Origin of the sequence: Pseudomonas sp. UMAB-08 (assembly GCF_900095225.1) — a bacterium.
Lineage (GTDB): Bacteria > Pseudomonadota > Gammaproteobacteria > Pseudomonadales > Pseudomonadaceae > Aquipseudomonas.
Window position 1 is genome coordinate 162,819 of sequence record NZ_LT607421.1, and the last position, 26,202, is coordinate 189,020.

Consider the following 26,202-nt stretch of genomic DNA (forward strand, 5'->3'; position numbering starts at 1 on the left):
CGGCGCATGAACCTCGGTGACGGCCTGCGCCCTAGCCAATCAAGGAGTCACCTGTGACCACCCCAAACGATCCCTTGCAGATCGCCCGTCGTCTGGCGGCCGGATTTGCCACGACCGCTGCCGAGCGCGACGAACGCGGCGGCACCCCCAAGGCCGAGCGCGACGCCCTGCGCGACAGCGGCTTGCTCGCCCTCAGTATTCCCCGCGAGTTCGGCGGCCTCGGTGCCAGCTGGAGCGAAGCCCTGAATATCGTTCGCGAGTTCGCCAAAGTCGACAGCTCCATCGCCCACGTCTTTGGCTTCCAGCACTTGATGCTGGCCACCGTGCGCCTGTTCGCCAGGCCAGATCAATGGCAGCCCTTGCTGGAACAGACCGCCCGCAAGAACTGGTTCTGGGGCAACGCCCTCAATCCTCTGGACACCCGCACGATAGCGACCCGCTTCGACGGCTGGCGCGAATTCTCCGGCACCAAGAGTTTCTGTTCCGGCTCCAGCGACTCCGACATGCTGATCGCCTCGGCGCTGGACGAAAGCCCCAGTGGCAAGCTGCTGATTGCGGCCATTCCCACCCACCGTACCGGCATCACGTTGCACGGCGACTGGAACAACATGGGCCAACGCCAGACCGACAGCGGCAGCGCCAGCTTTGAACGCGTGCGGGTCGAGGAGAACGAACTGCTCCTCGATCCAGGCCCGCTGAGCACGCACTTTTCCAGCCTGAGGCCGCTGCTGGCGCAACTGACCTTCGTCAACCTGTTCCTGGGGATCGCCGAAGGCGCCTTCGAAGAGGCTCGAGACTATACGGTTAATGAGGCGCGCCCCTGGTTCAAGGCCGATGTCAGCAAAGCCGTTGACGACCCGTACGTGCTGGCCCACTACGGGGAGTTCTGGGCGGGGCTGGAGGCCGTTCGCGCACTGGCCGAACGGGCCAATACACGGTTCGACCACGCCTGGAGTAGAGCCGAAAACCTGGAAGCCGAGGAGCGCGCGCAACTGGCCCTCGCCATCGGCAGCGCCAAAGTCTATGCCACGCGGATCGGCCTGGACGTGTGCAACCGCCTGTTCGAAGTCACCGGCGCCCGTGCGACCAACGCATCTCGGCGCTTCGATCGCTACTGGCGCAACCTGCGCACTCAGACCCTGCACGACCCGGTGGACTATCGCATCCGCGAACTCGGCGAGTGGGCGTTGAAGCAGACACCGCCTACTCCCAGTTTTTATTCCTGAGCCCCTGCCCACGCAGGAAATTGATTACCGGGCCGGGCTTGCTGCCCGGCCTCTCCTAGCGGCGAACCGGACTGTTGGATATCGCTCAATCAAACAGCAAAGTGTTGCCCGGCCAACACTTGCAGACGCTAAAAACAGCCAGACCCCTTGTATTACGCGGCTTTCCTGACTCGGCACGGACTGTGCAATCTCGACATAAACAATCATTCATGTGCCGCGTGCGCTTAATGAACCTATCGAGTAAGGAGTTAACCGACTATGGCATCTCGCATTATTCTCAATGCATTCGACATGACGTGCGTTAGCCACCAGGCCGCTGGCACTTGGCGTCACCCGGAAAGCCAGGCGTGGAAATACAAGGACCTCGACTACTGGGTCGACCTGGCCAAGTTGCTCGAACGCGGCTATTTCGACTCGCTGTTCATCGCCGACGTCGTCGGTGTCTACGACGTCTATCGCGGCTCGGTGGAAACTTCGCTGGTTGACGCCGACCAGGTGCCGGTGAACGACCCGTTCTTTCAGGTGCCGGCCATGGCCACCGTGACCAAACACTTGGGTTTCGGTGTGACCTCTGCGCTGACCTACGAGCAGCCGTATGCTCTGGCGCGCAAGTTCTCCACCCTCGACCACCTGACCAAAGGCCGCGTGGCCTGGAACGTGGTGACCTCCTACTTGAACAGCGCCGCAGTCAATCTCGGCCTCAAGCAGCAGATCTCCCACGACGAACGCTACGACATCGCCGACGAGTTTCTGGATGTCACCTACAAGCTGTGGGAGGGTTCCTGGGATGAAGACGCGGTGCTGCGCGACCGTGAGAAAGGCATCTTCACCGACCCGACCAAGGTTCACCCCATCGGTCACAAAGGTAAGTATTTCGACGTGCCCGGCATCCACCTGTCCGAGCCGTCGCCGCAACGCACGCCGGTAATTTTCCAGGCCGGCGCTTCCACCCGCGGTCGCGCCTTTGCCGCCAAGCATGCCGAAGGCGTGTTCATCAGCCCGGCCACTCCGGAACAGGCGCGTGAAGTCTCCGATGACATCCGCAACCGCGCCGTGGAGGCAGGCCGTACACGCGACTCGCTGAAAATATTCACGTTGCTCACGGTGATCACCGCCGAAAGCGATGAAGCTGCGCAAGCCAAATACCAGGAATACCTGGGCTACAGCAATGGCGAAGGCATGCTGTCGTTCTACGGCGGCTGGACCGGTATCGACTTCTCCGAGTACGACCCGGATCAACCCCTGGAAGCCATCGACAACGACAGCATTCGCTCGGTATTGGAGCTGCTCGCCACCGCCGACCCACACCGCAAATGGACTCCGCGCGACATCATCAAGCACCGCAGCATTGGCGGCCTTGGCCCCGTGCTGGTGGGCGGCCCGAAAACAGTGGCCGATGAGCTGGAGCGTTGGGTGGATGTCGGCGGTATCGACGGCTTCAACCTGGCCTATGCCATCACACCCGGGTCGTTTGTGGACTTCGTCGAGTACATCGTCCCCGAACTGCAACGCCGGGGTCGTGTGCGCACCTCCTATGAGGGCAGCACCCTGCGGGAAAACCTGCTCGACAGCGATTCAGCCTACGCCGCAGCCGACCACCCTGCCGCTCAGTATCGCGGCGCGTTCACGGAAGGGGCCAACGCCACCGACCGCACCAAACCGTCCAAGTTTTCCAAGCTGACCTGACGCGCAGTATCGCCCAAGAGGAGTTCAATCAATGTCTAGCCATCAACCGTTAAACCCCCTGTCCCTTGGTACCGACTACGAGCAGCTAGCTGCGCGTTTCAGGCCGATTTTCGCGCGTATCGCCGAAGGCGCGGTGGCGCGTGAACGCAACCGCGTACTGCCCTTCGAGCAAATCAAATGGCTGAAAGAGGCCGGTTTCGGTGCCGTGCGCATCCCGGTTGAACACGGCGGAGCCGGCGCCTCGCTGCCACAACTGGTCCAGTTGCTGATCGAGCTGGCCGAGGCCGACTCCAACTTGCCGCAAGCGCTGCGTGGTCACCTGGCGTTTGTCGAGGACCGTCTCAACGCCCACGCCACCCACTCTCAGGATGTCTGGTTCAAACGCTTCGTCGCCGGTGAACTGGTCGGCAACGCCTGGACCGAGGTGGGCGGCGTGAAGATCGGCCAGGTCATCACCCGCGTCAGCCGTCAGGGCGAGCAGTGGGTCGTGAATGGCACCAAGTACTACAGCACCGGCAGCCTTTTCGCCGACTGGATCGACCTGTATGCCCAGCGCGATGACAACGGCGCCGACGTGATCGCCGCCGTCAGGGTCCAGCAACCGGGCGTCCGTCAGAGCGACGACTGGGACGGCTTCGGGCAGCGCACAACCGGCAGCGGCACCTCGGTATTTGAGAACGCCGTGGTCGAAGAAGAGAACATCATCGACTTCTCCACCCGCTTCAAATACCAGACAGCGTTCTATCAATTGACGCTGCTGGCCGTGCTGGTGGGTTCCGGTCGTGCCGCCGTGCGCGACATCGCCGAGGAAGTGCGCACACGTACGCGCATCTTCAGCACGGGCAACGCGTCGTCCGCCAGCGCAGATGCCCAGATCCAACAGGTCGTGGGCAAGGCGTCGGCCCAGGTCTACGCCGCCGAAGCTGCCGCCATCCGGGCCGCGCACGCCTCGCAGCGGGCCTACCTCACCCGCTATGGCAAGGACGAACAAGCAGAGCGCGATGCCAACATCGCCGCAGAACTGGAGTCTGCCCAGGCGCAGGTAGCAATCGCCGAACTGGTGCTACGCGCCACCAGCGACCTGTTCAATGCACTGGGCGCATCGGCGACCAGTACCACCAAGCAACTCGATCGGCACTGGCGCAATGCCCGCACAACGGCTTCGCACAACCCGTTGATCTACAAGGAACGCATCATCGGCGACTGGGAAATCAACGGCACCGAACCACCTTATGTCTGGCAGATCGGAGGTGGCAGCAAGCAGACCGCCTGAAAAACCGGGTATCGCCCCACTGACGACAAAGGCCAGCGCTTGCGCTGGCCTTTGTCTATTCCGCGCCACGGAAAAACGACTGTCGGGCCAGCAACAGAACTTCATCATCACTGTCACTCGACAGACACTTGCGCGCAGCTATATCGACATAAAGTCGTTAAAAACCAACAACTTGATATCTGGCACAAAGCCTGCAAAAGGTCTGGTGCTGCCCTGCATACCGGATGTACGGACGTGGTGGAGCAAACCCTATCGGCGTTTAAAACGCTGTCCGTCACACCTGGAATCAAGGAAGTGCTTTATGCAGTATCGCTGGCTAAGACGTACAACCCTCGGGGCCCTGCTATGTGTCGCGGCGCCACTGGTCTACGCAGAAAGCCCGTGGCAAGTGCGCGTAGGTATCAGCGACATTGTGCCTACCTCCGACCCTGGCAACATCACGCCCGGGACCATAGACATCAATAGCTCTATCGGTCCCACGTTCAACATCGCCTACTTCATCACCCCCAACTGGGCCATCGATGTACTCGGCGGCCTACCGTTCAAGCACGACATCAAGCTCAACGGAGACAAGGTTGGCAGCACCCGCCACTTGCCGCCGATTGTTTCGCTGCAATACCACTTCTTGCCCGGCGCCAAAGTGCAGCCCTTCGTAGGCGTAGGCATCAATTACACCTACTTCTTCGATGAGCACCTGGACAACGGCGCCAAACTTGAACTCTCCGACTCATGGGGCGCGGCGTTTCAGGCCGGTGTGGATGTGGCCATCGACGAGCACTGGAGTCTGGGCGCTGACGTGCGCTACGCGAAGATCAACAGCGACGTAAAAATCGCTGGCACCAAGGTCGGCAGTGTCGATGTCGACCCCACCATCTACAGCCTCAACCTCGGCTACCGCTTCTAAAGGAAATCATCATGAGCTCATTACCTAAAGTCGATACCGCCAGCCCGAGCGATCCGTACCTGCAGATCCAGTCCAAAACACCCGCCACTCGCCTGGAAAGCGAAGCCCAGGCCATCGATGCCGCCAAGCAACTTGCCGTCCAGTTCGCCCAGGAAACCATCCAGCGCGACCGCGAACGCCGACTGCCATTCGCCGAACTGGACGCTTATTCGCAAAGCGGCCTGTGGAGCATCGTCGTGCCCAAACAGTACGGCGGCTTAGGGGCCAGTTACCGTACCGTGGCCGAAGTCTTCAAATTGATCGCGGCCGCCGACGCCTCGCTGGGCCAGTTGCCACAGAACCATTTCGTCATTCTCGTGCACATCGCACTGGACGGCACCGAGGAGCAGAAACGCTTCTTCTTCGACCTCGCGCTGTCCGGCACTCGTTTCGGCAATGCCTTCTCCGAACGCGGCGGGCGCAACGTTGCAGAGTTCCAAACCAAAATCAGCGCAGAGGGCGACGACTTTATCGTCGAAGGGCAGAAGTTTTTCTCCACCGGGGCCTTGCTGGCACACTGGATTCCTATCGTTGCGGTCAATGATGAGGGCTTGCCGCATCTGGCCATCGTCCCGCGCGATACCTCGGGGCTCAAGGTGGTCAACGACTGGTCCAGCTTCGGCCTGCGGACCACCGCAAGCGGCACGGTGCTGATCGACAAGGTGCGCGTACCGGCCAGTCATGTGATCCCGATCTGGCGCGCATTTGCCAACCCTACCGCTGCCGGGCCGATCTCCCAGTTTCTCCAGGCTGCCATCGACGCCGGCCTGGCCCGTAGCGCCCTGGAAGACACCCTGAAATATGTGCGCAGCTTCACTCGCCCCTGGATTGATTCGGGTCAGGAAAAGGCCACTGAAGACCCGTATATCCTGCAACAAATCGGCGACATTCAGGTGCGCCTGCGCGCCGCAGAAGCGGTCCTCGATCTGGCTGCCGACGCCATCGACCACGCCTTGCTCGAGCCGAGCGAAGACAGCGTCGCAGTGGCCTCGATCCGCACCGCAGAAGCCAAGATACTCACCACCGAGGCCGCCATCCTGGCCAGCAACAAGTTGTTTGAGCTGGCGGGCACCCGCGCCACGCTGGAGGAATACGGCCTAGACCGTCACTGGCGCAACGCACGCACCCATACTCTGCACGACCCCGTGCGCTGGAAATTCCACGCCATCGGCAACTATGTTTTGAACGAGATCAAGCCGCCGCGTCACCCCTGGCTGTAAGCCTTGCACCTCGTCAGCACAGTCGCGCTGACGAGGTGTATCCCCCTGAAAAAATCAACCCGACGCCGCACCCGCCCAGCCAACGCCGCTCATATCACGGAAGATTGCCAGACGAATCGGTACACCTTGGCGGGCGGCTCCGGGTTGCATTGACCATTGTCCGCATCGGGACCGACCAGGGACCAGTCGGCCCGCGACGTATTACCGAGCTGGCGGGCCTTCTCCGGCTGGAAGCATCGAGCCAGATCACCCGAGGGAACCAGGGCAAATGCCTGCGGATGACCTCTCAACCACAGAGCGGCCTGATCGACCGTAGACCCCGTCAGAAAGCCGAAATGTACGATGGGCTGTCGAGCGAATAACCAATGTCCTTCCCGCCATTGGGCCAGAACCAGGTCTGCCCCACCCGTCAGTTCGGCAGCCTGACGCATGATGGCTTCGTGCGGGTTTGGACCGTCGTTGATCGGCTCGATAAAGCCGCGAGCAAACCAGGCACCGAACCAGACCAACGTCAGCGCAAAAAATATTTTGCGGCCACGGGGGCGATGGACAAACCAGCGGTGCAGAAGCCACGGCACCAGAGGGGCCGCCACCAGCGCCAGGCCGGGCAAGGCCGGGTAGATGTAGATTTTACGCTTGCCGCTGCTCAGGCAGAAAAACAGGAGCACCAAAACGACCCAGCCAAGCAAGACCAAAACCCGACCGTCATGTTTAGCCAACTGCTTGCGCCATGCGGGCACGAACCACGGCAGCGCGAGGAACATCGGTAGCCAGTATTTAGGGATGACAATGACGAAGAAGTACCAGAACGGCTCCTTGTGCTCCCAGGCATTGGCATAGCGATTGGCGGTCTGGTGCAGAAGGATTTCTTTAATGTAAGCAATACCGTTTGCGTCACCTTGCAGCGTCACGCTCACCACCAGTGGCACGAGCCAGACCGAAACGGCCGCCAGCATCACCAACAGACCGAGCAGCCAGGAGAGTCCCCGGCCAGGCATCGCCACGACGCCTGGCCAACCCTTGCGCACGGCATAGAAATAAGGGATCAACATCAGGATCGGGACAAACCCCACCCCCTTGCTGATGATGCCAAAGCCCATGGCGGCGCAGGCAACATAGAACCAGCCCCACGCCGGGCCAAGGAGCAGATGGCGCACCAGGCCATACATTCCGAGGACGGTCCACAGGCAGAGGAAGCCATCGATCTGCCCGGTTCTGAGAATGCTGAAGGTCTGATAGGTCCCGAGGAACAGCAGCGCAGCGATGACCCCGACACGGCGATTCCACAAGCGCCGACCCAGGTCGTACAAGCACCCTGTCGCGACCACGCCGGCGAGCAGCGCGGGCAAGTACAGCGCAATCTTGGACAGGCCCGTCAACCGTGTAAAAAACGCCACCGCCCACATAAACAGAGGGGGCTTGTCCGGGTAAATTTCCCCGGCGCGGTGCGGAATAAACCAGGAACCGTCCTGCAGCATCTCCAGGGATACTCCGAGGAAACGCTCTTCATCCACATCAAGCGGTTGTCGCAAACCCAGGCCCGCGCCGATGAGCAGCAACGCCAACAGCATCAACCCCAGCTGTTCCATTCGGGGAGAAAGTACTCTACGCACTGGGCTAGTCGTCCTTCTGCTGTTTATGGCGGGCAATCAACTGCAGGTTACGCAGGTAAACAATGATGCCGAAGGACTGCCCGACAATGAATACCGGGTCTGCGCGATAAATTGCATACGCCAGCAGCAACAGGCTGCCGATGATGCTCAAGTACCAGAAGCTAACCGGAATGACGCTGCGCTTTTTGTATTCGCTGTAGAGCCACTGCAAGACAAAGCGACCCGTAAAAGCCAGTTGACCGATAAAGCCGACCGCCAACCACAGCGCTTCCCGGCTCATGTTCATCACTGCAACTCCTCCGGCGTGGCATCCAGTTTCGTGCGTTTGATCAGCCACCAGACGCCCATCAGATCAAGAATACCGACCAGCGCCCGGTCAATGTTTCCGTACTTGGAGACGCCTGCCACACGATGCCGGTGATTGACCGGATGCACGATCATTCGACCCTTGTGACGTTGAATCAGCGCCGGAATATAGCGGTGCATGTGATCGAAGTACGGCAACCGCAGAAAAGCCTCTCGCTCGATCACTTTGAGACCGCAACCGGTATCTGGCGTCGCATCCTTCAGCAGGCGACTGCGCAAGCCATTGGCAAACCGCGAGGCCCAACGCTTGCTGGCCGTATCGCGGCGGTTTACCCGGTGTCCAGCGACCAGCTTGATACCGCCAGCAAGCCCTTCACTGCCGCGCACCAATGAGAGCATGCCGGGGATGTCCGCCGGATCATTCTGCCCATCGCCATCGAGTGTCGCGAGCCAGTGACCACGAGCTACGGTTGCCGCGTGATAGATCGAAGTGCTTTGTCCAAGCGAGCGGGCATGACGGATGATTCGCAACTGATGGAAGCCGTCACGTTTCAGCGCACGCAACTCAGCGACGGTGTCATCCGTGCTGCCATCATCGACCACAATAACTTCATAGTCCTCGCCGACCAGTGCGCTACGGATCTCTTGCAGAAGAGGGGTCAGATTACTGGCTTCATTCTTTGCCGGAATCAGGACGGAAACATAAACGCTGTCGCTCATTGGTCACCCATGATCGTTATATAAGTGCTGTGAGGCTGGACCCGGTAGCAGCTAGACCTTGAAATAATCCCGGTACCAGTCGACGAAGTTCTTCACCCCTGTCTGAATGGTTACCTTCGGGAGAAAATCAATCGACTGTGCAAGCTCCGACACATCGGCCCAGGTTTGCAACACTTCCCCCGGCTGCATAGGCAAATAGTTCCTTTGCGCTTTGATTCCGATCTTATCTTCAAGGCACTCGATAAAGTCCAACAACTTCACCGGTGCGCCCCGTCCAATGTTGTAAACCTTGTTCGGGGCTGCTGGCCCAGTGACACCAACCATAGCAGAGGTCTCTGCTGACGGCGGGCGCAAGCGCACAATCCCCTCGACGATGTCGTCGATATAAGTGAAGTCGCGTGACATCAGCCCACTGTTATAAATATCAATGGGCTGCCTATTCAAAATCGCATGAGTGAATTTGAACAACGCCATATCAGGCCGCCCCCACGGCCCATACACGGTAAAAAAGCGCAGCCCTGTCGTTGGAATATCGTAGAGATGGGAATAGGTGTAAGCCATCAACTCATTGGCACGTTTGGTGGCCGCATAAAACGAAGCCGGGGCATCGACGGCGTCGGCCGTGGAAAACGGTACTTTGTCATTGCGGCCATACACGGAGCTGCTCGAGGCATAAATGAGATGTTTCGGTTTGACCTGCCGACACGCTTCGAGCACATGCAGAAAACCGCTCACATTGGACTCGGCATAGGCATCCGGGTTATCCAGCGAATGGCGCACACCTGCTTGCGCCGCGAGATGAATGACCTGGGTAAAACCATGGGTCTGAAAAAGTTCGAGCAGCGCGGCTTTGTTGATAATGTCCAGCGTCTGGAAACTGAAGTTGGGAACAGCCGCCAATTGCGCGAGACGTCCACGCTTGAGTTCCACGCTGTAGTAATCATTAAGGTTGTCGATCCCTACAACCTTCAGGCCCTGTTGGCAAAGACGTTTAGCCGTATGGAAGCCAATGAATCCAGCCGCGCCGGTAACCAATACCGTCATGCGTCCCTCGCAGGTAAAAATAGACAGGCTCTCGACACTTTCAAGCTCGACTACAGGGGATGCACGGGTCGTAAAATCGCCTCACCTCCAACAATCGCGAAGTGTAGACCACGTCAACCAAACGGCAACCAAGACCCGGACGCGCCTGTTATTTGCCCCAAAGCCGCCGCTCTGCTAGTGTCGCGCCGGTTTAACGTCTACCGAGATAGCCGCCATGGCCCGCAAGAAAGCTGCACCGGATTTCGAACAGTCCCTCGCTGATCTGCAAACGCTGGTTGAGCGCCTGGAGAACGGCGAGCTGTCGTTGGAGGATTCGTTGACCGCCTTCGAACAAGGTATCCGCCTGACCCGCGACTGCCAAGGCGCCTTGGCGCAGGCCGAGCAGAAGGTGCAAGTGCTGCTCGAACGCGACGGCGAACTGGCTGAAGAGCCCTTCGACGAGGATCAGCCAGAATGATTGCCACCTATCAGGCCCGCAGTCAGGCCCGCGTCAATGCGGCTCTAGATGGCCTGTTCCAGGCACCCAGCCTCGAATTGACCCGCCTGTATGCCGCCATGCGCTACAGCGTGATGAACGGCGGCAAGCGTGTCCGTCCGCTGCTCGTTTATGCGGCCTGCGAAGCCTTGGGCGCCAACCCGGAGCTCGCCAACGGCGCGGCCTGCGCGGTGGAACTGATCCACGCTTACTCGCTGGTGCACGACGATTTACCGGCGATGGACGACGACGATCTGCGCCGCGGCCAACCCACTACCCATAAAGCCTTCGATGAAGCCTGCGCGATCCTTGCCGGTGACGGCCTGCAAAGCTTGGCATTCAGTGCGCTGCTCGACTCCGCATTGTCGCCGCAAGACACCGAAACCCGCTTAAGCATGGTCAGCACCCTAGCCCTGGCCGCAGGCCCGGCGGGCATGGTCGGTGGTCAGGCCATTGATCTGGGCTCCGTGGGCCTCAAGCTCGACCAGGCCGCCCTGGCCTTCATGCACCGGCATAAAACCGGTGCCTTGATCGAAGCCAGTGTAAAACTCGGCGCCCTGGCCAGTGGCCGCGCCGAGAAAGCCGACCTCAAAGCCCTGCAAGTCTATGCACAGGCCATTGGTCTGGCCTTTCAGGTGCAGGACGACATTCTCGACGTCGAAAGCGATACCGCCACCCTCGGCAAACGCCAGGGCGCCGATATTGCCCGCGACAAGCCGACCTATCCGTCGCTGTTGGGCCTGGAAGCTGCCAAAGGCTATGCCCTGGAGCTGCGTGATCAGGCGCTGCACGCCCTGCGACCTTTCGACGCGGCGGCAGAGCCCTTGCGCGAACTTGCGCGTTATATCGTTGAGCGTCGCAGCTGAAATACACCGCAACAACGCGCTCACGGACAACCGTCAGATCTGAAAATCCACGAGATTAAAGCCACTGTCTGATCATCCTCTGCCGTGCTTCGTGGGCAGCTTGCGTTGCATCAGGTAAACTGCCGCCTCTTTTACTTATATCGATTCGCCTGATGCCCACGACGTTCAAAGAGATTCCCCGCGAGCGCCCCACTACGCCCCTGCTCGACCGCGCGGCAACGCCAGACGGTTTGCGTCGGTTGGGTGAGGCTGAGTTGGAAACCCTGGCTGATGAACTGCGCCAGGAGCTGCTCTACACCGTAGGCCAGACTGGCGGGCATTTTGGTGCCGGCCTGGGTGTCATCGAGCTGACAGTCGCGCTGCACTATGTCTTCGATACCCCGGACGACCGTTTGGTCTGGGACGTGGGCCATCAGGCCTATCCACACAAAATCCTCACGGGCCGTCGGCACCGGATGGGCAGCCTGCGTCAGAAGGACGGTATCGCAGCCTTCCCGCGCCGCAGCGAGAGCGAGTACGACACCTTTGGCGTTGGCCACTCCAGCACGTCAATCAGCGCAGCGCTGGGCATGGCCCTGGCGTCCCGCCTGCAAGGCAGTTCGCGCAAGTCCATCGCCGTAATCGGTGACGGCGCACTGACCGCCGGTATGGCCTTCGAAGCGCTGAACCATGCGCCGGAAGTGGCCGCCGACATGCTGGTGATCCTCAACGACAACGACATGTCGATCTCGCGCAACGTCGGCGGGCTGTCGAATTACCTGGCGAAAATTCTCTCGAGCCGCACCTACGCAAGCATGCGTGAAGGCAGCAAAAAAGTGCTGTCGCGCTTGCCCGGCGCGTGGGAAATCGCCCGTCGCACCGAAGAATATGCCAAAGGCATGCTGGTCCCCGGCACCTTGTTCGAAGAGCTGGGCTGGAACTACATCGGCCCGATCGACGGCCATGACCTGCCGACGCTGATCGCGACGCTGCGCAACATGCGTGACCTCAAAGGCCCACAGTTCCTGCACGTGGTGACCAAAAAGGGCAAGGGTTTCGCCCCGGCGGAAGCAGACCCGATTGGCTACCACGCGATCACCAAGCTGGAACCGCTGGACGCCCCTGCCGTTGCCCCGAAAAAAACCAGCGGGCCGAAGTATTCCGGTGTGTTTGGTCAATGGCTGTGCGACATGGCGCAAGCCGATTCACGTCTGGTCGGCATCACGCCCGCCATGAAAGAAGGCTCGGACCTGGTCGAGTTCAGCGAACGCTACCCGGCGCGCTACTTCGACGTCGCCATCGCCGAACAGCATGCGGTCACGCTGGCGGCGGGCATGGCCTGCGAAGGCGCCAAGCCGGTGGTGGCGATCTACTCCACCTTCCTGCAACGCGGCTACGACCAGTTGATCCATGACGTGGCCGTGCAGAACCTCGACGTGCTGTTCGCCATCGACCGCGCAGGTCTGGTGGGTGAAGACGGTCCGACCCACGCTGGCAGCTTCGATCTGTCTTACCTGCGCTGCATTCCCGGCATGCTGGTCATGACCCCCAGCGACGAGAATGAACTGCGCAAAATGCTCAGCACCGGTTTCCTGCATTCAGGCCCGGCGGCGGTGCGTTACCCACGCGGCACCGGCCCGAATGCGCCGATCGACAGCAGCCTTGAGCCGCTGGAAATCGGCAAAGGCGTGGTACGTCGTACCGGTCAGAACGTCGCGATACTGGTGTTTGGCGTGCAACTGGCCGAAGCCCTCAAGGTCGCCGAAACGCTGGATGCCACGGTCGTCGACATGCGTTTCGTCAAACCGCTGGATGAAGCGCTGGTTCGAGAGATGGCAGCCAGTCATGCGTTGCTGGTAACGATCGAAGAGAACGCGATCATGGGCGGCGCGGGGGCGGCGGTCAGCGAGTTTCTCGCCCGCGAAAACATCCTCAAGTCGGTGCTGCACCTGGGCTTGCCGGACAGCTACGTCGAGCACGCCAAGCCTGCGCAAATGCTGGCTGAATGCGGGCTGGATGCGCCGGGTATCGAAGCATCGATCGAACAGCGTCTGCACCTGATCGAACAGGCTTCACGCTAAGCCTGCCCCTCTGAAACGGCGCACACTCGTTAACCCGGGTCGTGCGCCGGTTTTGCCTTATGCGACCTCTATGACTCTGCGCCGCCTTGCCCTGACCCTTTCGCTATTGCCCGCCACGAACGCGCTGGCCGATACCCTTGAACGCGATGCCGCGCTGAAACTGCCGGACATGCTGATCAGCGCCAACCGCCAGGTTGAAGAGCGCAGTACCAGCAGCGCCGCGAGCAGCGTATTCACCCGTGAAGACATCGAGCGCCTGCAACCCGGCAGCGTCAACGACCTGCTCAGCCGCGTGCCCGGCGTGCAAGTCGCACCGAGCGGCGGGCGCGGCAGCCTCCCGGGGATTTTCATTCGCGGGACCAAGTCGGCGCAGAGCCTGGTACTGGTCGACGGACAACGCATCGCCAATGCCACCTCGGCTGACAGCAATCTGCAGTTTCTCAGCGTCGATCAGATCGAGCGGGTGGAAGTGCTGCGCGGCTCACGCTCGGTGATCTATGGCGCAGACGCGATTGGCGGGGTGATTCAGATCTTTACCCGGCGTGGCGCTGAGCAGGGACTGAAGCCACGGCTGAAGATGGGCTACGGCAGCAATAATAGCTGGCAGCGCAGCATGGGACTGTCCGGGGGCGATCAGCAGACGCATTTCAACCTTGGCGTCAGCCTTGATGAAACCGCCGGAATAAACCGCTCCCAGGAGTCTTTCGCCAGCGACGGCGATGACGATGCCTATCGCAACAAGTCGCTGAGCCTGAACCTCAGCCATCAACTCGACGACGATATCGAGATCGGCCTGAACCTGCTGGATAACCGCGGCAAAACCGAGTTCGACAACAGCTTCGGCCGCTATGACCCCGCCACGCAGAGCAGCGTCGGGCAAAAGCCGTACAGCAAGTTCGACCTGAGCAGCGTCAGTACCTATTTCGACGCGCGACTCAGCGACCACTGGAAGTCCCGCCTGGAGCTGGGCCACAGCGAAAACCGCGACACGTCCCTCGATAAGCTCAGCGACGACCGCAGCGTCTTCAATACCTACAGGGACTCGGCCAACTGGCAGAACACCCTGACGCTCAATGATCGGCACAGCGTGATACTGGGCGCCGACTGGTACGAGGACCGGGTCAACAGCAGCACGGTATTCGATGAAGACAGCCGCTGGAATCGTGCCGCGTTTATCCAGCATCGTTATCAGAGCGAACATTTTTCAACGGAGCTCGGGCTCCGTCATGATCAGAACCAGCAGTTCGGCGGACAGAACACCTGGAGCGGCACGCTGACGGTGCCGATTAATCCCGACAACGATGTGCTGCTTTCGTACAGCGAAGGGTTTCGTGCGCCGACCTTTAACGACCTGTACTACCCCGACTTCAGCAACCCCAACCTGAAGCCCGAGCATTCAAAAAGCTATGAACTGCAATGGCGCAGCCGCCTGACCGAGACCAGCCGCCTGGAAGCGTCGCTGTACCGCACCGACTTGCAGGACGCGATTGCGCTGGACAGCGACTACCGCCCGCAAAACCTCGCCTCGGCACGCATCAACGGCTTCGAAGCCGCGCTGCACCAAGAGCTGTTTGGCTGGCAAAGCAGCCTGGGGCTGGCGATTATCGACCCGCGCGACCGTGACACCGGCCACACCCTGAACCGCCGTGCCCGGCGCACGCTCAGCCTGGATGTGGATCGTCAATTCGACCGGCTGGGTCTGGGCGCCACCTGGCAAGCCTTCAGCCATAGTTACAACGACGAGAACAACCAGCAGCCCATCGGCGGTTACGCCCTGTTTGGCTTGCGCAGCAGTTGGGCGGCGAGTGATGAAATCAAACTGGAACTGAAACTCGATAACGCTCTGGACAGACGCTACAGTCGAACGCTCTACAACTTCGAAGGCAACAACTACGGCTATCGCGAAGAAGGCCGCACCTGGATGCTGAGCCTGACCTGGACACCTGAGTTGTAGCCACCACTCGCCCCTCAGCCAACTTACTCTCAAAGTTTGGAGGAGCAATGGAACCAAAACCAACATAAGCCTGATGTTGTTCCGCGGCGCCCTCCTCCTTCACTATATTCGGAAGCGTCCTACAGCCGGCTTGGCCCCCTTGGCAATAGACTGTCCAGCCGACGAAGACAAGGACTGGCACGTATGGCTAACCACGGTTACATGACCCTGGCAGGTAAGACTCAAGGACTGATTTCAGCGAGCTGTTCAACCCAAGAGTCCATGGGCAACAAATATCAGTCTGGCCATACCGACGAAATAATGGTGCTGTCCTACAACCACAACATGGTCAATATTGGAAATATCGATAGGCCAACCCACCACCCGATTATCATCACCAAAAACGTTGATAAATCATCGCCACTACTTGCTCAAGCGCTCTCAAGCAGAGAAGAAATAAACGGTACCATCAGTTTCTACCGCGTATCTCCCGCGGGGAAGCAGGAAAAATTTTATTCAGTGTCGATCAGTGGTGGGATTATTTCTGACCTGACGCTTGATATGCCGCATGTCATTTTACAATCCGATGCAGAACCTCAAGAACATGTCGCTATTCGCTACCGCGAAATCACCTGGAGGCACCACTTGGCGGGGACCAGCGGCCATAGCTTTTGGGGCGAAGAGGGATGAAACCCAACCGTTATGACCTCTGGGATGTCCACCAAGCCGCCGGCCAAGTGCTGGCGCAAGCCCATAGCCTCAGCGCTCGCCACCTTAGTCATGGCATCCCGCGTGTGCACTTCAATCGGGAAGTGGCCTATTACGCAAAGCGCATTGTCGATGATGTCGAGCTCGGTCATAAAACCCCCGAACAAGGCATACAGGCGCTGCGGCAAGAACGGAACGACCTGTTAAACCAGGCGCAGGCCGTGGTACGCAACGGCCACGTTGCAATAAGCGATGCGGTCAAGCGCATCCCGGCATACAGACTCACCCAACCCGTATTACAACCCGACCCCGAGCGCTTATTGCGCTTTGTCCATGCTCAACACCTCAACACGCCTGACGAGAAGGCTCAGCACACAACACAAGCGGCAGCCCCGCCACCTCCCGTCGAAACGCATAAGTTTTCCCCCCGAGAACAATGGCCAACGCCAATCGAGTTACACGACCCAGGGTTCTACATCGTCCCCAAGAGCACAAAGGCGGAACAGCTGGAAGCGCAGCTGTTCACCTCACGCAACCCGGCCGTGATTGCCAAATTCAGGGCCCTTAACCCTGGGTTGGATCAGGTAAAAGCGGGGCAGATGATCGTGCTAAGCGATCCCGAAAATCCGCGATGTACCCGAGAAGAAGCGCTGCTGATGGCAACGGCAAGCCGGGTGAATGAGGCGCTGGCGGACCTTAGCCCGGAAGAAGCCGATTTCATGGTCCACCACCGTGACGAAATCGAATCCTTCCTCACACATGGCGCCACTGCGGTCGGCGTAGGAACGGCGGTTTTCGGCAAGAACCTGGAAAGCGTGGAAGCCTCGCTGAAGGCCATCGAGTCCTTGCACCAACGCACCTTTCAGCGGGATGGGCATCTACGCTCAGCGGAGTTCTTTGCCGAACGCAAGCACCTGTTTACCCAACTCGATACCCAACTCACCTCGCTGACCAAAAAAAGCATCGGCTTTCCCGACCACCCGAAGCTGAAAACTGCTCTGGGTATTTCCAGCCGCAGCCTGGTGCATCGCGCAGGAAGAGCGGGCGGATTCGGCCAGAACCCCGGCTATGCCACTCGCCTGGCCGCAGTGGCCAAGGCCTCCAAGTACGTCCAATACGGCGGCTGGGTCGGCATCGCTGTCGGCGGTGGAGCTTCATACATGAAGGTTCAAGACGTGTGCACAGCGGGCAATACCGAGGCCTGCGAAAAGGTGAAATACACCGAAGGCGGAGGTTTTATCGGCGGAGTCTCGGGGGGTGTTATCGCGGGTGGGCTTTTATCCGCGGGTACGACTGGCGCTATCTGTGTTGCTCTCGGCGTGCCCACTGTTGGGGTAGGAACGCTTGTATGCGGCATTGTGGTGGTCGGAGGCGGTTCTTTGGTCGCGGGGACTCTCCTCGGCAAGACAGGTGAAAAGATAGGTGAACGAATTTACGAGGCCACTCAATGAGCTTGGGTACCGCTGACAAAATAATGCTCTGTGTCGGCTTAATTGGTTTTGGAGGTGTGTTCCTTTGGATTGGCATTGCGCTGCATCTCGCCTACACCAAGATGGATCTGATGCTGGACCATTTAAAAAACTGTCCCGCTGTTATGATCCGAGCCCCCTTTAAGAACGGCGGGCCTGGAGGAAGGCTGTTTGTACTGGGTGCAATAATGGGGCTAATGACAGTCCCTCGTCTCTATCTCCGCGATGGAGGGGCTAGCGCTGAGGATTTAAAGAGTTTCCCTTCCGACCTTAAACGCAAACTGATTGTATTGCACTGGGGCGGCTGCGTGCCTCTATTGGTATTGTTTGGACTTTTCGCAGTAGACGAATTCGGTCTTGTCTAGACTTTCGGGCATACGGCTGTTCACCGGAACCGGGGTCGCTTAATCGAGTCGAGATCGAGGCACGGGCTAGGCTAGCAACCTACAACAGCGATTGCGGCACAAAAACGGGACGGGATAGCCTACGGGGATCAGCGCTTGGTTCCGTTAGTGTAGAGCGCCATGCTTTCGCAAAGCTTTTCGATGGCATCGAGCATTTGCCCGCTCGGCCGCTCCAGACCGTTGTCCGGAATCTGCAACAATTGCCCATGAGCAACGGCCGCGACTTGCGGCCATACGCGCCAGGCATCGAGCTGTGCGGTGCTGCTTGCCAGGATGACATCTGGATTGCGTTGCAGCACCGACTCCAGGCTGATCTGCGGTGCCGCCAGCGGCAGGTCGGCGAATACGTTTTCACCCCCGCACACCTTCAGCGCATCGCTGATGATCTGCCCGCCGCCAACGGTGTACAGCGGGCGATCCCACACTTGGTAGAACACCCGCAACGGCACCTCTCGCCGGTAACGCTGACGCAGTGTGTTCAACCGGGTGCTGAACGCCTGAGCCATTCGTTGTCCGGCTTCCGCGCGCCCCAACTGCGCCGCGACTTGCTCAAACTGAGCCGCCAACTGGTCGAGACTTTGCGGTTCGACGGTATAGGTCGGGATACCCAGGTGCTTTAATTGCGTGCGTTGGGCAACCCCGACACTGCCGGGCCAGAGCAACAGCAAATCAGGCTTGAGGCTGAGCAGACGCTCCATTTCCAACTGGCCGTAGCGACCGACTGACGGCAGCCCGGCCACCTCGGCCGGGCGTTCGCCGCCATCGAGCACGCCGACCAGCAGGTCGCTCGCGCCCAGTTCGACAACGATTTCAGTGAGGGATGGTGCGAGGCTGACTACCCGTTCGACAGCCTGTGCCGGACTGACGAACGCCAGCAGCAGGCAAGCGAAGAGCCGGTTCATCAGCCCAATTGGCGGGGGATGCGATAGAGGTACAGCAGCACCACGCTGGAAAACGCCAGCAGGAACAACGGCACCGCCTCCAGCCCGACGAATACCGCCAAGGCGGAGATCCACGCAGGCAGGCCGGCAGCAAGAAACGCGCTGCGTCGACGGGCGGCGAGCTCGATCCAGGCAGCAGGCTCTTCAGGGCTATTCAGGGATTTTTCTGTGGCGATCAAGGCGCGCTTGTAGGCGCCAAAGAAGCGCAAGCTGACAAACATCGATGCGATGCCGGCAATGAAAATCGGCATCGCCAACACTGGAATAATGGCTTCGTTGCGGCCGAAAAACCCGTTGACCACCACCAGCGGCGCCAGCGTCAGGAACAGCTGCCACCACCAGGCAAGCGCCAGCCGACGACGCACATTACTGCGCGTCACGCGCGATCAACCTCGTCCAGATGCTCGTTGCCCATCATGTGACCGAGCTTGCCGGCCTTGGTCGCCAGGTACACTTTGTTGTGCGGGTTATGCCCGGTGTGCAGCGGCACGCGCTCGGCAACGGTAATCCCCATGTCGGTCAAGGCTTTGACCTTACGCGGGTTGTTCGTCATCAAGCGCAGGGATTTGACGCCCATGTGTTCGAGCATCGGCAGGCAGATCGCGTAATCACGCTGATCGGCGGCGAAGCCCAGACGTTCGTTGGCTTCAACGGTGTCGGCGCCGCCGTCCTGCAATTCATAGGCGCGGATTTTATTCAGCAAACCAATGCCCCGGCCTTCCTGTCGCAGATACAGCAATACACCACGGCCTTCAGCAGCAATGGCACGCAACGCAGCTTCCAGTTGCGAGCCGCAGTCGCAGCGCTGGCTGAACAGGGCATCACCGGTCAGGCATTCGGAATGCAATCGGCCCAGAACTGGCTCGCCATCAGCCACGTCACCGAGGCTGAGTACGAGGTGCTCACGCCCGGTCGCCTGCTCGAGAAAACCGTGCATGGTAAATTGCGCAAAAGGTGTGGGCAGCTTGGAAGCGGCAACAAAGACGACGGGCACCGTTGTGCTCCTGATCATATTGAGGACTGGAGATTCGCAGAGGCAGCATTGTAACAGCAGGTTCTGACAGACGCTTAGGCTGAATTATCACCTATCAAGATCGATAGACTTGATCAGTCACCCGCAGACGCCTGACACGTTTAAGCGAATGCCCACATGAGACCCTGCATCCCCAGCCAGGCAAAAACGCCGGCCAGCACATCGTCGAGCATGATTCCCACGCCGCCGTGTACGTTTTGATCGATCCAGCGAATCGGCCACGGCTTGAGGATGTCGAAGAAGCGGAACATCAAAAAACCCGCCAACAACCAGTACCATCCTTCCGGTACAAGCCAAAGGGTTATCCACATCCCGACCATTTCGTCCCAGACGATGCCTTCATGGTCGTGCACACGCAGGTCATCGGCGACCTTGCCGCACAGCCAGAAGCCGAACAGCATGGTGATGCCGAGCATCAGCCAATAGCCCCAATCGGGCAGCATCTGCCACAGAGGAATGAACGGCAGTGCGACCAGAGAGCCCCAGGTACCGGGCGCCTTGGGCAGCGTGCCGGAGCCGAAACCGAACGCCAGAAAGTGCCAGGGATTGGTCCACACCGAGGGTGGGACTTGATCCGCAGGGACCTGTTTTGGATGATCTGTCACGGAGTCTCCCTAAAATGTTGATAGCCCCGTGTCGACGGAGTGACGTCCTGCCCATCGCCATCGATCAAGACCACACCCTGCCCCGCCACGACCCGACCGACCACATGCACCGAGAATCCGGCGGCGAGCAACCCGGCCAGTTGCGACGCTGGCAGCGTGAACGCCAGGACATAGTCATCGCCCCCGCCAAGCGCCGCGTCCCGAGCCGCTTCCAGTCCGAGAAACGTCGTGAGCGAGACTGACAGCGGCAACGCATCGCGCTCGACCACCACACGCACACCAGAGGCCAAAGCGATATGCCCGCAATCAGCCAATAACCCATCGGAAATATCCAGCGCCGCCGTGGCCTTGCCCCGTAAGGCCAGGCCCAGCGCCAACTGTGGCTGCGGCGACCAGTATTGCGCCAGCAACGCGTGAGCGATAGAGGCCTCGGCACTGCGCTGGTTCAACACCAATGGCAAAGCACCCGCCGCATCGCCCAGTGGACCACCGACACACAGTAGATCACCCGGTCGAGCGCCACTGCGGGTCAGCGCCTGACCCGCAGGAACGCGTCCGAACACGGTCATGGTCAGGCTCAATGGCCCACGGGTGGTGTCGCCACCCACCAGGCTCAGCGAGCAGCTCTGCGCCATCAGATTCAGACCATGCGCAAAAGCTTGCAGCCAGTCAGGATCGACGTCGGGCAGTGTCAGGGCGAGGGTGAATGCCAGTGGGGTTGCGCCCATGGCGGCCAGGTCGCTGGCAGCCACCGCGAGGGCACGCTGACCCAGCAGAAAGGGATCGCAGGCGTCGGGGAAGTGCACCCCGGCAACCAGGGTGTCAGTAGAAATCGCCAGCTGTTCGCCGGGCGGCACCGCCAGCAAGGCGCAGTCGTCGCCGATCCCCAATACGACTCCCTCACCCGTCTGCGCACACGGCGCAGCGGCGAAAAAATTGCGGATCAGCTCGAACTCACCCATAGGATGCAGGCGCCGGGGATCTGGAATAGAAAGGTACCGAGCGATGCTCAGGCACTTCTCATCCAGAGCCTCTTAGCGCTTGAAAGCCTTCACTTCGGCTTCGCGCAAGCGAGGAGCCAGTTTGTCCAGTACGCCATTGACGAATTTGTGGCCGTCAGTGGAGCCGTAGACTTTCGCCAGCTCGATGCCTTCGTTGATCACAACACGATAGGGCACGTCGACGCGCTTGAGCAGCTCATAGGTGGACAGACGCAAAATCGCCAGTTCAACCGGGTCGAGCTCTTCAAGGGTGATGTCCAGGCAAGGCACGAGGGCAGTATCGATCTCGGTCTTGTTGGACGGTACACCGTGCAGCAATTCACTGAAGTACGTGGCATCGACATTGGTGAAATCGTTATCGACGCGAAACTGCGCCTCGATTTCATTGATCGAATGACCAGCCATGTGCCACTGATACAGGGCCTGAGTCGCCAGCTGACGCGCTTCGCGACGCTTGGCGCTTTTGCTCTTGGCGACTGCAGGATCTTTTTCGTCGCGCGGGTTGAACTGGTCGCTTTCGTCGGAAATCATTTGGCCTCCAGCTGAGAAAGCAGGCTGACCATTTCGATCGCGCACAGCGCAGCTTCGGCGCCTTTGTTACCGGCCTTGGTGCCGGAACGCTCGATGGCTTGCTCGATGGTGTCAACCGTCAACACGCCGAAACATACCGGCACGCCGAACTCCATGGAAACCTGAGACAGGCCTTTGACGCATTCGCCCGCCACGTATTCGAAGTGCGGCGTACCGCCACGGATCACAGCGCCCAGGGCGATGATCGCGACGTATTCGCTGCGTTGGGCAACTTTTTGCACTACCAGCGGAATTTCGAAGGCACCCGGCGCGCGGATGATGGTGATGTCGCTTTCGCTCACGCCATGGCGAACCAGTGCATCAACGGCACCGCTCACCAGGCTTTCGACGACGAAGCTGTTGAAACGGCCAACCACCAGGGCGTAGCGGCCTTGGGGAGCGATGAAGGTACCTTCGATGGTCTTCAGGGTCATTCGGGTGAGTCTCGTCTTAAAGAGCAAGCACGCCCGATCGGCGCGCTTTGAGGGATTTTAGGCCACCAATTGCAGACTGTCGGGCAGAAAGCGTGAAAGCCATCAGGTTTTCACACACTGCCCAACCGGTCTTTATTCGGAGGGCACGTATTCTACAACTTCCAGATCGAAACCGGATATCGCATTGAACTTCATTGGCGAACTCATCAGGCGCATTTTACGCACGCCCAGGTCACGAAGAATCTGCGAACCCGCACCGACGATGCTGTACGTGGTCGGGGTTTTCACCGGCACGTTTTCGGCAGTGTCACGAATATGCGCGAGCAAGACGTCACCATTGAGCGGGTGACCCAGCAACAGCACCACGCCACTGCCCGCCTCGGCGACCGCGACCATCGCAGCCCGAAGGCTCCAGCGGCCGGGCTGCTTGACCATCAGCAAGTCGCGCAGCGGGTCCATGTTGTGCACGCGAACCAGGGTTGGCTCTTCGGCGCAGATGTTGCCCAGAGTCAGCGCCATGTGCACGTCACCTTCGACCGAATCGCGGTAGGTCACCAGATTGAACTGGCCCAGTTCGCTGTCCAAAGGCTGCTCGGCAATCCGCTGAACGGTACGTTCGTGGATCATCCGGTAGTGAATCAGGTCGGCGATGGTACCGATCTTGATCCCGTGTTCGGCAGCAAAGGTTTCGAGTTCGGCGCGACGGGACATGGTGCCGTCGTCGTTCATCACTTCGCAGATCACGCCGCTCGGTTCGAAACCGGCCATGCGCGCCAGGTCGCAGGCAGCCTCGGTGTGGCCGGCACGCGCGAGGGTGCCACCGGCCTGAGCCATCAGCGGGAAAATATGACCCGGGCTGACGATATCCTCGGCGGTGGCATCCTTGGCGGCAGCGGCCTGCACCGTGCGGGCACGGTCGGCGGCGGAGATACCGGTGGTAACGCCGGTAGCGGCTTCGATGGAGACGGTGAACTTGGTGCCAAAACCGGAGTTATTACGCGGCGACATCAACGGCAGCTTGAGGATTTCGCAGCGTTCACGGCTCATCGGCATGCAGATCAGGCCACGGGCGTGCTTGGCCATGAAGTTGATGTGCTCGGCTTTGCAGCACTCGGCGGCCATGATCAGGTCGCCTTCGTTCTCACGGTCTTCGTCATCCATGAGGATGACCATCTTGCCCAGGCGGATGTCTTCAACCAGTTCTTCAATGCTGTTGAGCGCCACAAGGCACCCCCTTTCGGTTCAGGATTTGAGGTAGCCATTGGCGGCTAGAAAGCTTTCGGTGATGCCGCCTGATGAGTGGCTCGGCTCTGCGGCCTTGTCTCCCAGCAACAGACGTTCCAGATAACGCGCCAGCAAGTCCACTTCAAGGTTGACCTTACGACCCGGCCGGTACTCGGCCATGATCGTTTCAGCCAGGGTGTGCGGGACAATCGTCAGTTCAAACTCAGCGCCATTGACCGCATTCACCGTCAGGCTGGTGCCGTCGACGGTGATCGAGCCTTTGTGCGAAATGTACTTGGCCAACTCACGCGGTGCGCGGATACGGAACTGGATCGCGCGCGCATTTTCTTCGCGGGACAGAACTTCGCCGACACCGTCGACATGTCCGCTGACCAGGTGACCACCCAGACGCGTGGTCGGTGTCAGGGCTTTCTCCAGATTGACCGGGCTGCCGGTCTTCAGATCGACGAAAGCGGTGCAGTCGAGCGTTTCGCGGCTGACATCGGCCCAGAAACCGTCGCCGGGCAACTCGACGGCGGTCAGGCAGACGCCGTTCACCGCAATACTGTCGCCGAGTTTGACGTCGCTGAGATCAAGCTTGCCAGTGGCCACATAAACGCGGATATCCCCGCCTTTGGGGGTCAGAGCGCGGATGCTGCCGATCGATTCAATAATGCCGGTAAACATGTGGTCCTCCACGAGAACAAGGCCAGCGCTGTGCGATGGCCGGAAATTATACGCTGCCAGCGGTCACGGGGATGGCAATCACTCGCCAATCATCACCCACCGCACGCATTTCAACGATTTTCAGCGCTGGCGCCTCACTCATCTGCGCCAACGGCAGATCAAGCAGCGGCCGAGCCGTTGAACCGAGGAACTTGCCCGCGATAAAAATCTGATACTCATCGACCAACCCCAGCCGCGTGAACGCGCCGGCCAATCGGGGGCCTGCTTCGACCAACACTTCATTGACGCCACGGGCGGCCAGTTCGTGCATCAGCTTGCGCAAATCAACATGCCCACCGCTGTTGGCCAACGCCAGCATTTCATGGCCTTGATCGTGATAACGCTCACGCGCCTCAGCCGCCGCGCAGGTTACGACGAGCGTGTTGCCGGCCTGAAAGAATGGCGCGTCGAGGGGTACGCGCAAGCGCCCGTCGATCAACACCCGCAGCGGCGGCCGGGTGACGGCCAGCGCAGTCAGTTCGGCCCCCAGGCCCAGCTCATCCGGGCGCACCGTCAGGCGCGCACCGTCTGCCAACACCGTGTCGGCGCCGGTCAGCACCACACTTGATTGCGCACGCAAGCGCTGCACCGCTGAACGCGCGGCAGGGCCGGTGATCCATTGGCTTTCGCCGCTGGCCATCGCCGTGCGCCCGTCGAGGCTCATCGCCATCTTGACCCGCACGTAAGGCAGGCCGTGTTCCATGCGTTTCAAGAAACCTTTGTTCAGCGCCCGGGCTTCGCCTTCGAGCACGCCGCTCTGCACGGAGATCCCCGCCGCCATCAACCGCAGCAGGCCTTTGCCCGCAACTTCAGGATTGGGGTCCTGCATTGCCGCAACCACGCGCGCGACCCCGGCATTGACCAATGCATCGGCACACGGCGGCGTCCGCCCCTGATGGCTGCACGGTTCGAGGGTGACGTACGCGGTGGCGTCGCGAGCCTTGTCGCCTGCCTGTCGTAGCGCATGCACTTCGGCGTGCGGCTCACCGGCGCGAACGTGCCAGCCCTCGCCGACGATCTGTCCATCGCGCACGATCACGCAACCCACACGAGGGTTCGGGTGCGCGGAGTAAATGCCTTTGCGCGCCAATTCCAGCGCGCGCGCCATGTAATGCTGGTCCAGAGCGCTCTGCTCAGTCGATGGCAGGCTCACTCTTTCACCGGTTCACGGGCCAGACGGTCGATTTCTTCGCGGAACTCATTGAGGTCCTGGAAGCGCCGGTAAACCGAGGCAAAGCGGATGTACGCCACTTCGTCGAGCTTCTGTAGCTCACCCATCACCAGCTCACCGACCACCAGCGATTTCACCTCGCGCTCACCGGTTGCCCGCAGCTTGTGCTTGATCCGCGCCAATGCGGCTTCCAGACGTTCGACACTGACCGGGCGCTTTTCCAGCGCTCGCTGCATGCCCGCGCGCAGTTTTTCTTCGTCGAAGGGCTGACGACTGCCGTCTTGTTTAATCAGACGTGGCAGCACCAGTTCGGCGGTTTCGAAGGTGGTGAAACGCTCACCGCAGGCCAGGCATTCGCGACGGCGACGCACTTGCTCGCCCTCGGCGACGAGGCGCGAGTCGATGACCTTGGTGTCGTTGGCACCGCAAAAGGGACAGTGCATGGTGGCAGGCAACAAAAAAAGGGAGGCTCATGGTAGGGCGAGTCGTCATTTATTTCCAGCGCTGCAACTCATTGCGGCTTTCCTCTGGCGCATCCCGCTGGCAAGACA

27 protein-coding genes are annotated in these 26,202 nt (G+C 60.1%); 12 read left to right on the forward strand and 15 right to left on the reverse strand.

The window, feature by feature from the left end; translation table 11 throughout:
* The first annotated feature begins 38 nt into the window (after positions 1–38).
* The 5 genes from K0F75_RS15325 (at position 39) to K0F75_RS15345 (ending at position 6,348) form a co-directional block, all read left to right on the forward strand.
* Entirely contained in the window at positions 39–1,226 is a 1,188-nt protein-coding gene (locus K0F75_RS15325) for an acyl-CoA dehydrogenase family protein (RefSeq protein ID WP_219062823.1), read from the forward strand.
* Between the two features lie 258 nt (positions 1,227–1,484).
* The gene (locus tag K0F75_RS15330) at positions 1,485–2,912 is read left to right on the forward strand and encodes an LLM class flavin-dependent oxidoreductase (RefSeq protein ID WP_219062714.1); all 1,428 of its coding nucleotides are present in this window, start codon (positions 1,485–1,487) and stop codon (positions 2,910–2,912) included.
* Positions 2,913–2,943: 31 nt separating this feature from the next.
* Complete coding sequence (locus tag K0F75_RS15335; protein WP_219062715.1) at positions 2,944–4,185, forward strand: acyl-CoA dehydrogenase family protein; 1,242 nt, start codon at positions 2,944–2,946, stop codon at positions 4,183–4,185.
* 301 nt (positions 4,186–4,486) lie between these two features.
* On the forward strand, positions 4,487–5,089 hold the full coding sequence (locus tag K0F75_RS15340; RefSeq protein ID WP_257604399.1) for an OmpW family protein: 603 nt from the start codon (positions 4,487–4,489) through the stop codon (positions 5,087–5,089).
* Positions 5,090–5,100: 11 nt separating this feature from the next.
* Complete coding sequence (locus tag K0F75_RS15345) at positions 5,101–6,348, forward strand: SfnB family sulfur acquisition oxidoreductase (protein ID WP_219062716.1); 1,248 nt, start codon at positions 5,101–5,103, stop codon at positions 6,346–6,348.
* Between the two features lie 89 nt (positions 6,349–6,437).
* On the opposite strand, the gene K0F75_RS15350 is transcribed toward K0F75_RS15345, so the two are convergent.
* From K0F75_RS15350 to K0F75_RS15365, 4 genes are read right to left on the reverse strand one after another with little or no spacing between them, the layout of a single operon-like run.
* Positions 6,438–7,961, reverse strand: coding sequence for a glycosyltransferase family 39 protein (locus K0F75_RS15350; protein WP_219062717.1), 1,524 nt, complete (start codon positions 7,959–7,961; stop codon positions 6,438–6,440).
* A 4-nt stretch (positions 7,962–7,965) separates the two neighbouring features.
* Positions 7,966–8,247, reverse strand: coding sequence for a lipid-A-disaccharide synthase N-terminal domain-containing protein (locus K0F75_RS15355; RefSeq protein WP_219062718.1), 282 nt, complete (start codon positions 8,245–8,247; stop codon positions 7,966–7,968).
* On the reverse strand, positions 8,247–8,987 hold the full coding sequence (locus tag K0F75_RS15360; RefSeq protein WP_219062720.1) for a glycosyltransferase: 741 nt from the start codon (positions 8,985–8,987) through the stop codon (positions 8,247–8,249). The genes K0F75_RS15355 and K0F75_RS15360 overlap by 1 nt, the downstream gene beginning before the upstream one ends.
* 51 nt (positions 8,988–9,038) lie before the next feature.
* Positions 9,039–10,031 (reverse strand): NAD-dependent epimerase, encoded by a 993-nt coding sequence (locus tag K0F75_RS15365; RefSeq protein ID WP_219062721.1) that lies wholly within the window; start codon positions 10,029–10,031, stop codon positions 9,039–9,041.
* Positions 10,032–10,245: 214 nt separating this feature from the next.
* Here K0F75_RS15365 and K0F75_RS15370 point away from each other — a divergent pair, with 214 nt between their 5' ends.
* The 7 genes from K0F75_RS15370 (at position 10,246) to K0F75_RS15400 (ending at position 17,907) form a co-directional block, all read left to right on the forward strand.
* The gene (locus tag K0F75_RS15370) at positions 10,246–10,488 is read left to right on the forward strand and encodes an exodeoxyribonuclease VII small subunit (RefSeq protein WP_219062722.1); all 243 of its coding nucleotides are present in this window, start codon (positions 10,246–10,248) and stop codon (positions 10,486–10,488) included.
* Positions 10,485–11,372 (forward strand): (2E,6E)-farnesyl diphosphate synthase, encoded by an 888-nt coding sequence (gene ispA, locus K0F75_RS15375; protein ID WP_219062723.1) that lies wholly within the window; start codon positions 10,485–10,487, stop codon positions 11,370–11,372. The genes K0F75_RS15370 and ispA overlap by 4 nt, the downstream gene beginning before the upstream one ends.
* Before the next feature lie 152 nt (positions 11,373–11,524).
* Positions 11,525–13,432, forward strand: coding sequence for a 1-deoxy-D-xylulose-5-phosphate synthase (gene dxs, locus K0F75_RS15380; protein ID WP_219062724.1), 1,908 nt, complete (start codon positions 11,525–11,527; stop codon positions 13,430–13,432).
* Between the two features lie 70 nt (positions 13,433–13,502).
* The gene (locus K0F75_RS15385) at positions 13,503–15,386 is read left to right on the forward strand and encodes a TonB-dependent receptor domain-containing protein (RefSeq protein ID WP_219062725.1); all 1,884 of its coding nucleotides are present in this window, start codon (positions 13,503–13,505) and stop codon (positions 15,384–15,386) included.
* Positions 15,387–15,569: 183 nt separating this feature from the next.
* Entirely contained in the window at positions 15,570–16,055 is a 486-nt protein-coding gene (locus tag K0F75_RS15390) for an Hcp family type VI secretion system effector (RefSeq protein ID WP_219062726.1), read from the forward strand.
* Positions 16,052–17,524, forward strand: coding sequence for a hypothetical protein (locus tag K0F75_RS15395; RefSeq protein WP_219062728.1), 1,473 nt, complete (start codon positions 16,052–16,054; stop codon positions 17,522–17,524). The genes K0F75_RS15390 and K0F75_RS15395 overlap by 4 nt, the downstream gene beginning before the upstream one ends.
* On the forward strand, positions 17,521–17,907 hold the full coding sequence (locus K0F75_RS15400) for a hypothetical protein (RefSeq protein ID WP_219062730.1): 387 nt from the start codon (positions 17,521–17,523) through the stop codon (positions 17,905–17,907). The genes K0F75_RS15395 and K0F75_RS15400 overlap by 4 nt, the downstream gene beginning before the upstream one ends.
* Before the next feature lie 128 nt (positions 17,908–18,035).
* Here the strand turns inward: K0F75_RS15400 and K0F75_RS15405 are convergent, their stop codons facing one another.
* The 11 genes from K0F75_RS15405 to nrdR all read right to left on the reverse strand — a co-directional run bounded on the left by K0F75_RS15405 (position 18,036) and on the right by nrdR (position 26,094).
* The gene (locus K0F75_RS15405; protein ID WP_219062731.1) at positions 18,036–18,848 is read right to left on the reverse strand and encodes a cobalamin-binding protein; all 813 of its coding nucleotides are present in this window, start codon (positions 18,846–18,848) and stop codon (positions 18,036–18,038) included.
* Positions 18,848–19,267 (reverse strand): MFS transporter, encoded by a 420-nt coding sequence (locus K0F75_RS15410; RefSeq protein ID WP_219062732.1) that lies wholly within the window; start codon positions 19,265–19,267, stop codon positions 18,848–18,850. The genes K0F75_RS15405 and K0F75_RS15410 overlap by 1 nt, the downstream gene beginning before the upstream one ends.
* Entirely contained in the window at positions 19,264–19,881 is a 618-nt protein-coding gene (ribA, locus tag K0F75_RS15415) for a GTP cyclohydrolase II (protein ID WP_219062734.1), read from the reverse strand. Before ribA ends, K0F75_RS15410 begins: the two co-directional genes overlap by 4 nt.
* Before the next feature lie 140 nt (positions 19,882–20,021).
* On the reverse strand, positions 20,022–20,525 hold the full coding sequence (locus tag K0F75_RS15420) for a phosphatidylglycerophosphatase A (protein WP_219062736.1): 504 nt from the start codon (positions 20,523–20,525) through the stop codon (positions 20,022–20,024).
* Positions 20,522–21,487 carry a thiamine-phosphate kinase gene (gene thiL / locus K0F75_RS15425; protein ID WP_219062738.1) on the reverse strand — a complete coding sequence of 322 codons (966 nt, stop codon included), beginning with the start codon at positions 21,485–21,487 and terminating at the stop codon, positions 20,522–20,524. The genes K0F75_RS15420 and thiL overlap by 4 nt, the downstream gene beginning before the upstream one ends.
* A 72-nt stretch (positions 21,488–21,559) precedes the next feature.
* A complete protein-coding gene (gene nusB / locus K0F75_RS15430; protein ID WP_219062740.1) occupies positions 21,560–22,057 on the reverse strand; it encodes a transcription antitermination factor NusB in 498 nt (165 codons plus the stop codon).
* On the reverse strand, positions 22,054–22,530 hold the full coding sequence (ribE, locus tag K0F75_RS15435; RefSeq protein ID WP_219062741.1) for a 6,7-dimethyl-8-ribityllumazine synthase: 477 nt from the start codon (positions 22,528–22,530) through the stop codon (positions 22,054–22,056). The genes nusB and ribE overlap by 4 nt, the downstream gene beginning before the upstream one ends.
* A gap of 132 nt (positions 22,531–22,662) precedes the next feature.
* Positions 22,663–23,754, reverse strand: a complete 1,092-nt coding sequence (gene ribBA, locus K0F75_RS15440) for a bifunctional 3,4-dihydroxy-2-butanone-4-phosphate synthase/GTP cyclohydrolase II (protein WP_219062742.1) — start codon at positions 23,752–23,754, stop codon at positions 22,663–22,665.
* 18 nt (positions 23,755–23,772) lie between these two features.
* The gene (locus K0F75_RS15445; RefSeq protein ID WP_219062743.1) at positions 23,773–24,441 is read right to left on the reverse strand and encodes a riboflavin synthase; all 669 of its coding nucleotides are present in this window, start codon (positions 24,439–24,441) and stop codon (positions 23,773–23,775) included.
* 46 nt (positions 24,442–24,487) lie between these two features.
* The gene (gene ribD / locus K0F75_RS15450) at positions 24,488–25,588 is read right to left on the reverse strand and encodes a bifunctional diaminohydroxyphosphoribosylaminopyrimidine deaminase/5-amino-6-(5-phosphoribosylamino)uracil reductase RibD (protein WP_219062825.1); all 1,101 of its coding nucleotides are present in this window, start codon (positions 25,586–25,588) and stop codon (positions 24,488–24,490) included.
* Between the two features lie 41 nt (positions 25,589–25,629).
* Positions 25,630–26,094, reverse strand: a complete 465-nt coding sequence (gene nrdR / locus K0F75_RS15455) for a transcriptional regulator NrdR (protein ID WP_219062745.1) — start codon at positions 26,092–26,094, stop codon at positions 25,630–25,632.
* Positions 26,095–26,202: the final 108 nt, after the last annotated feature.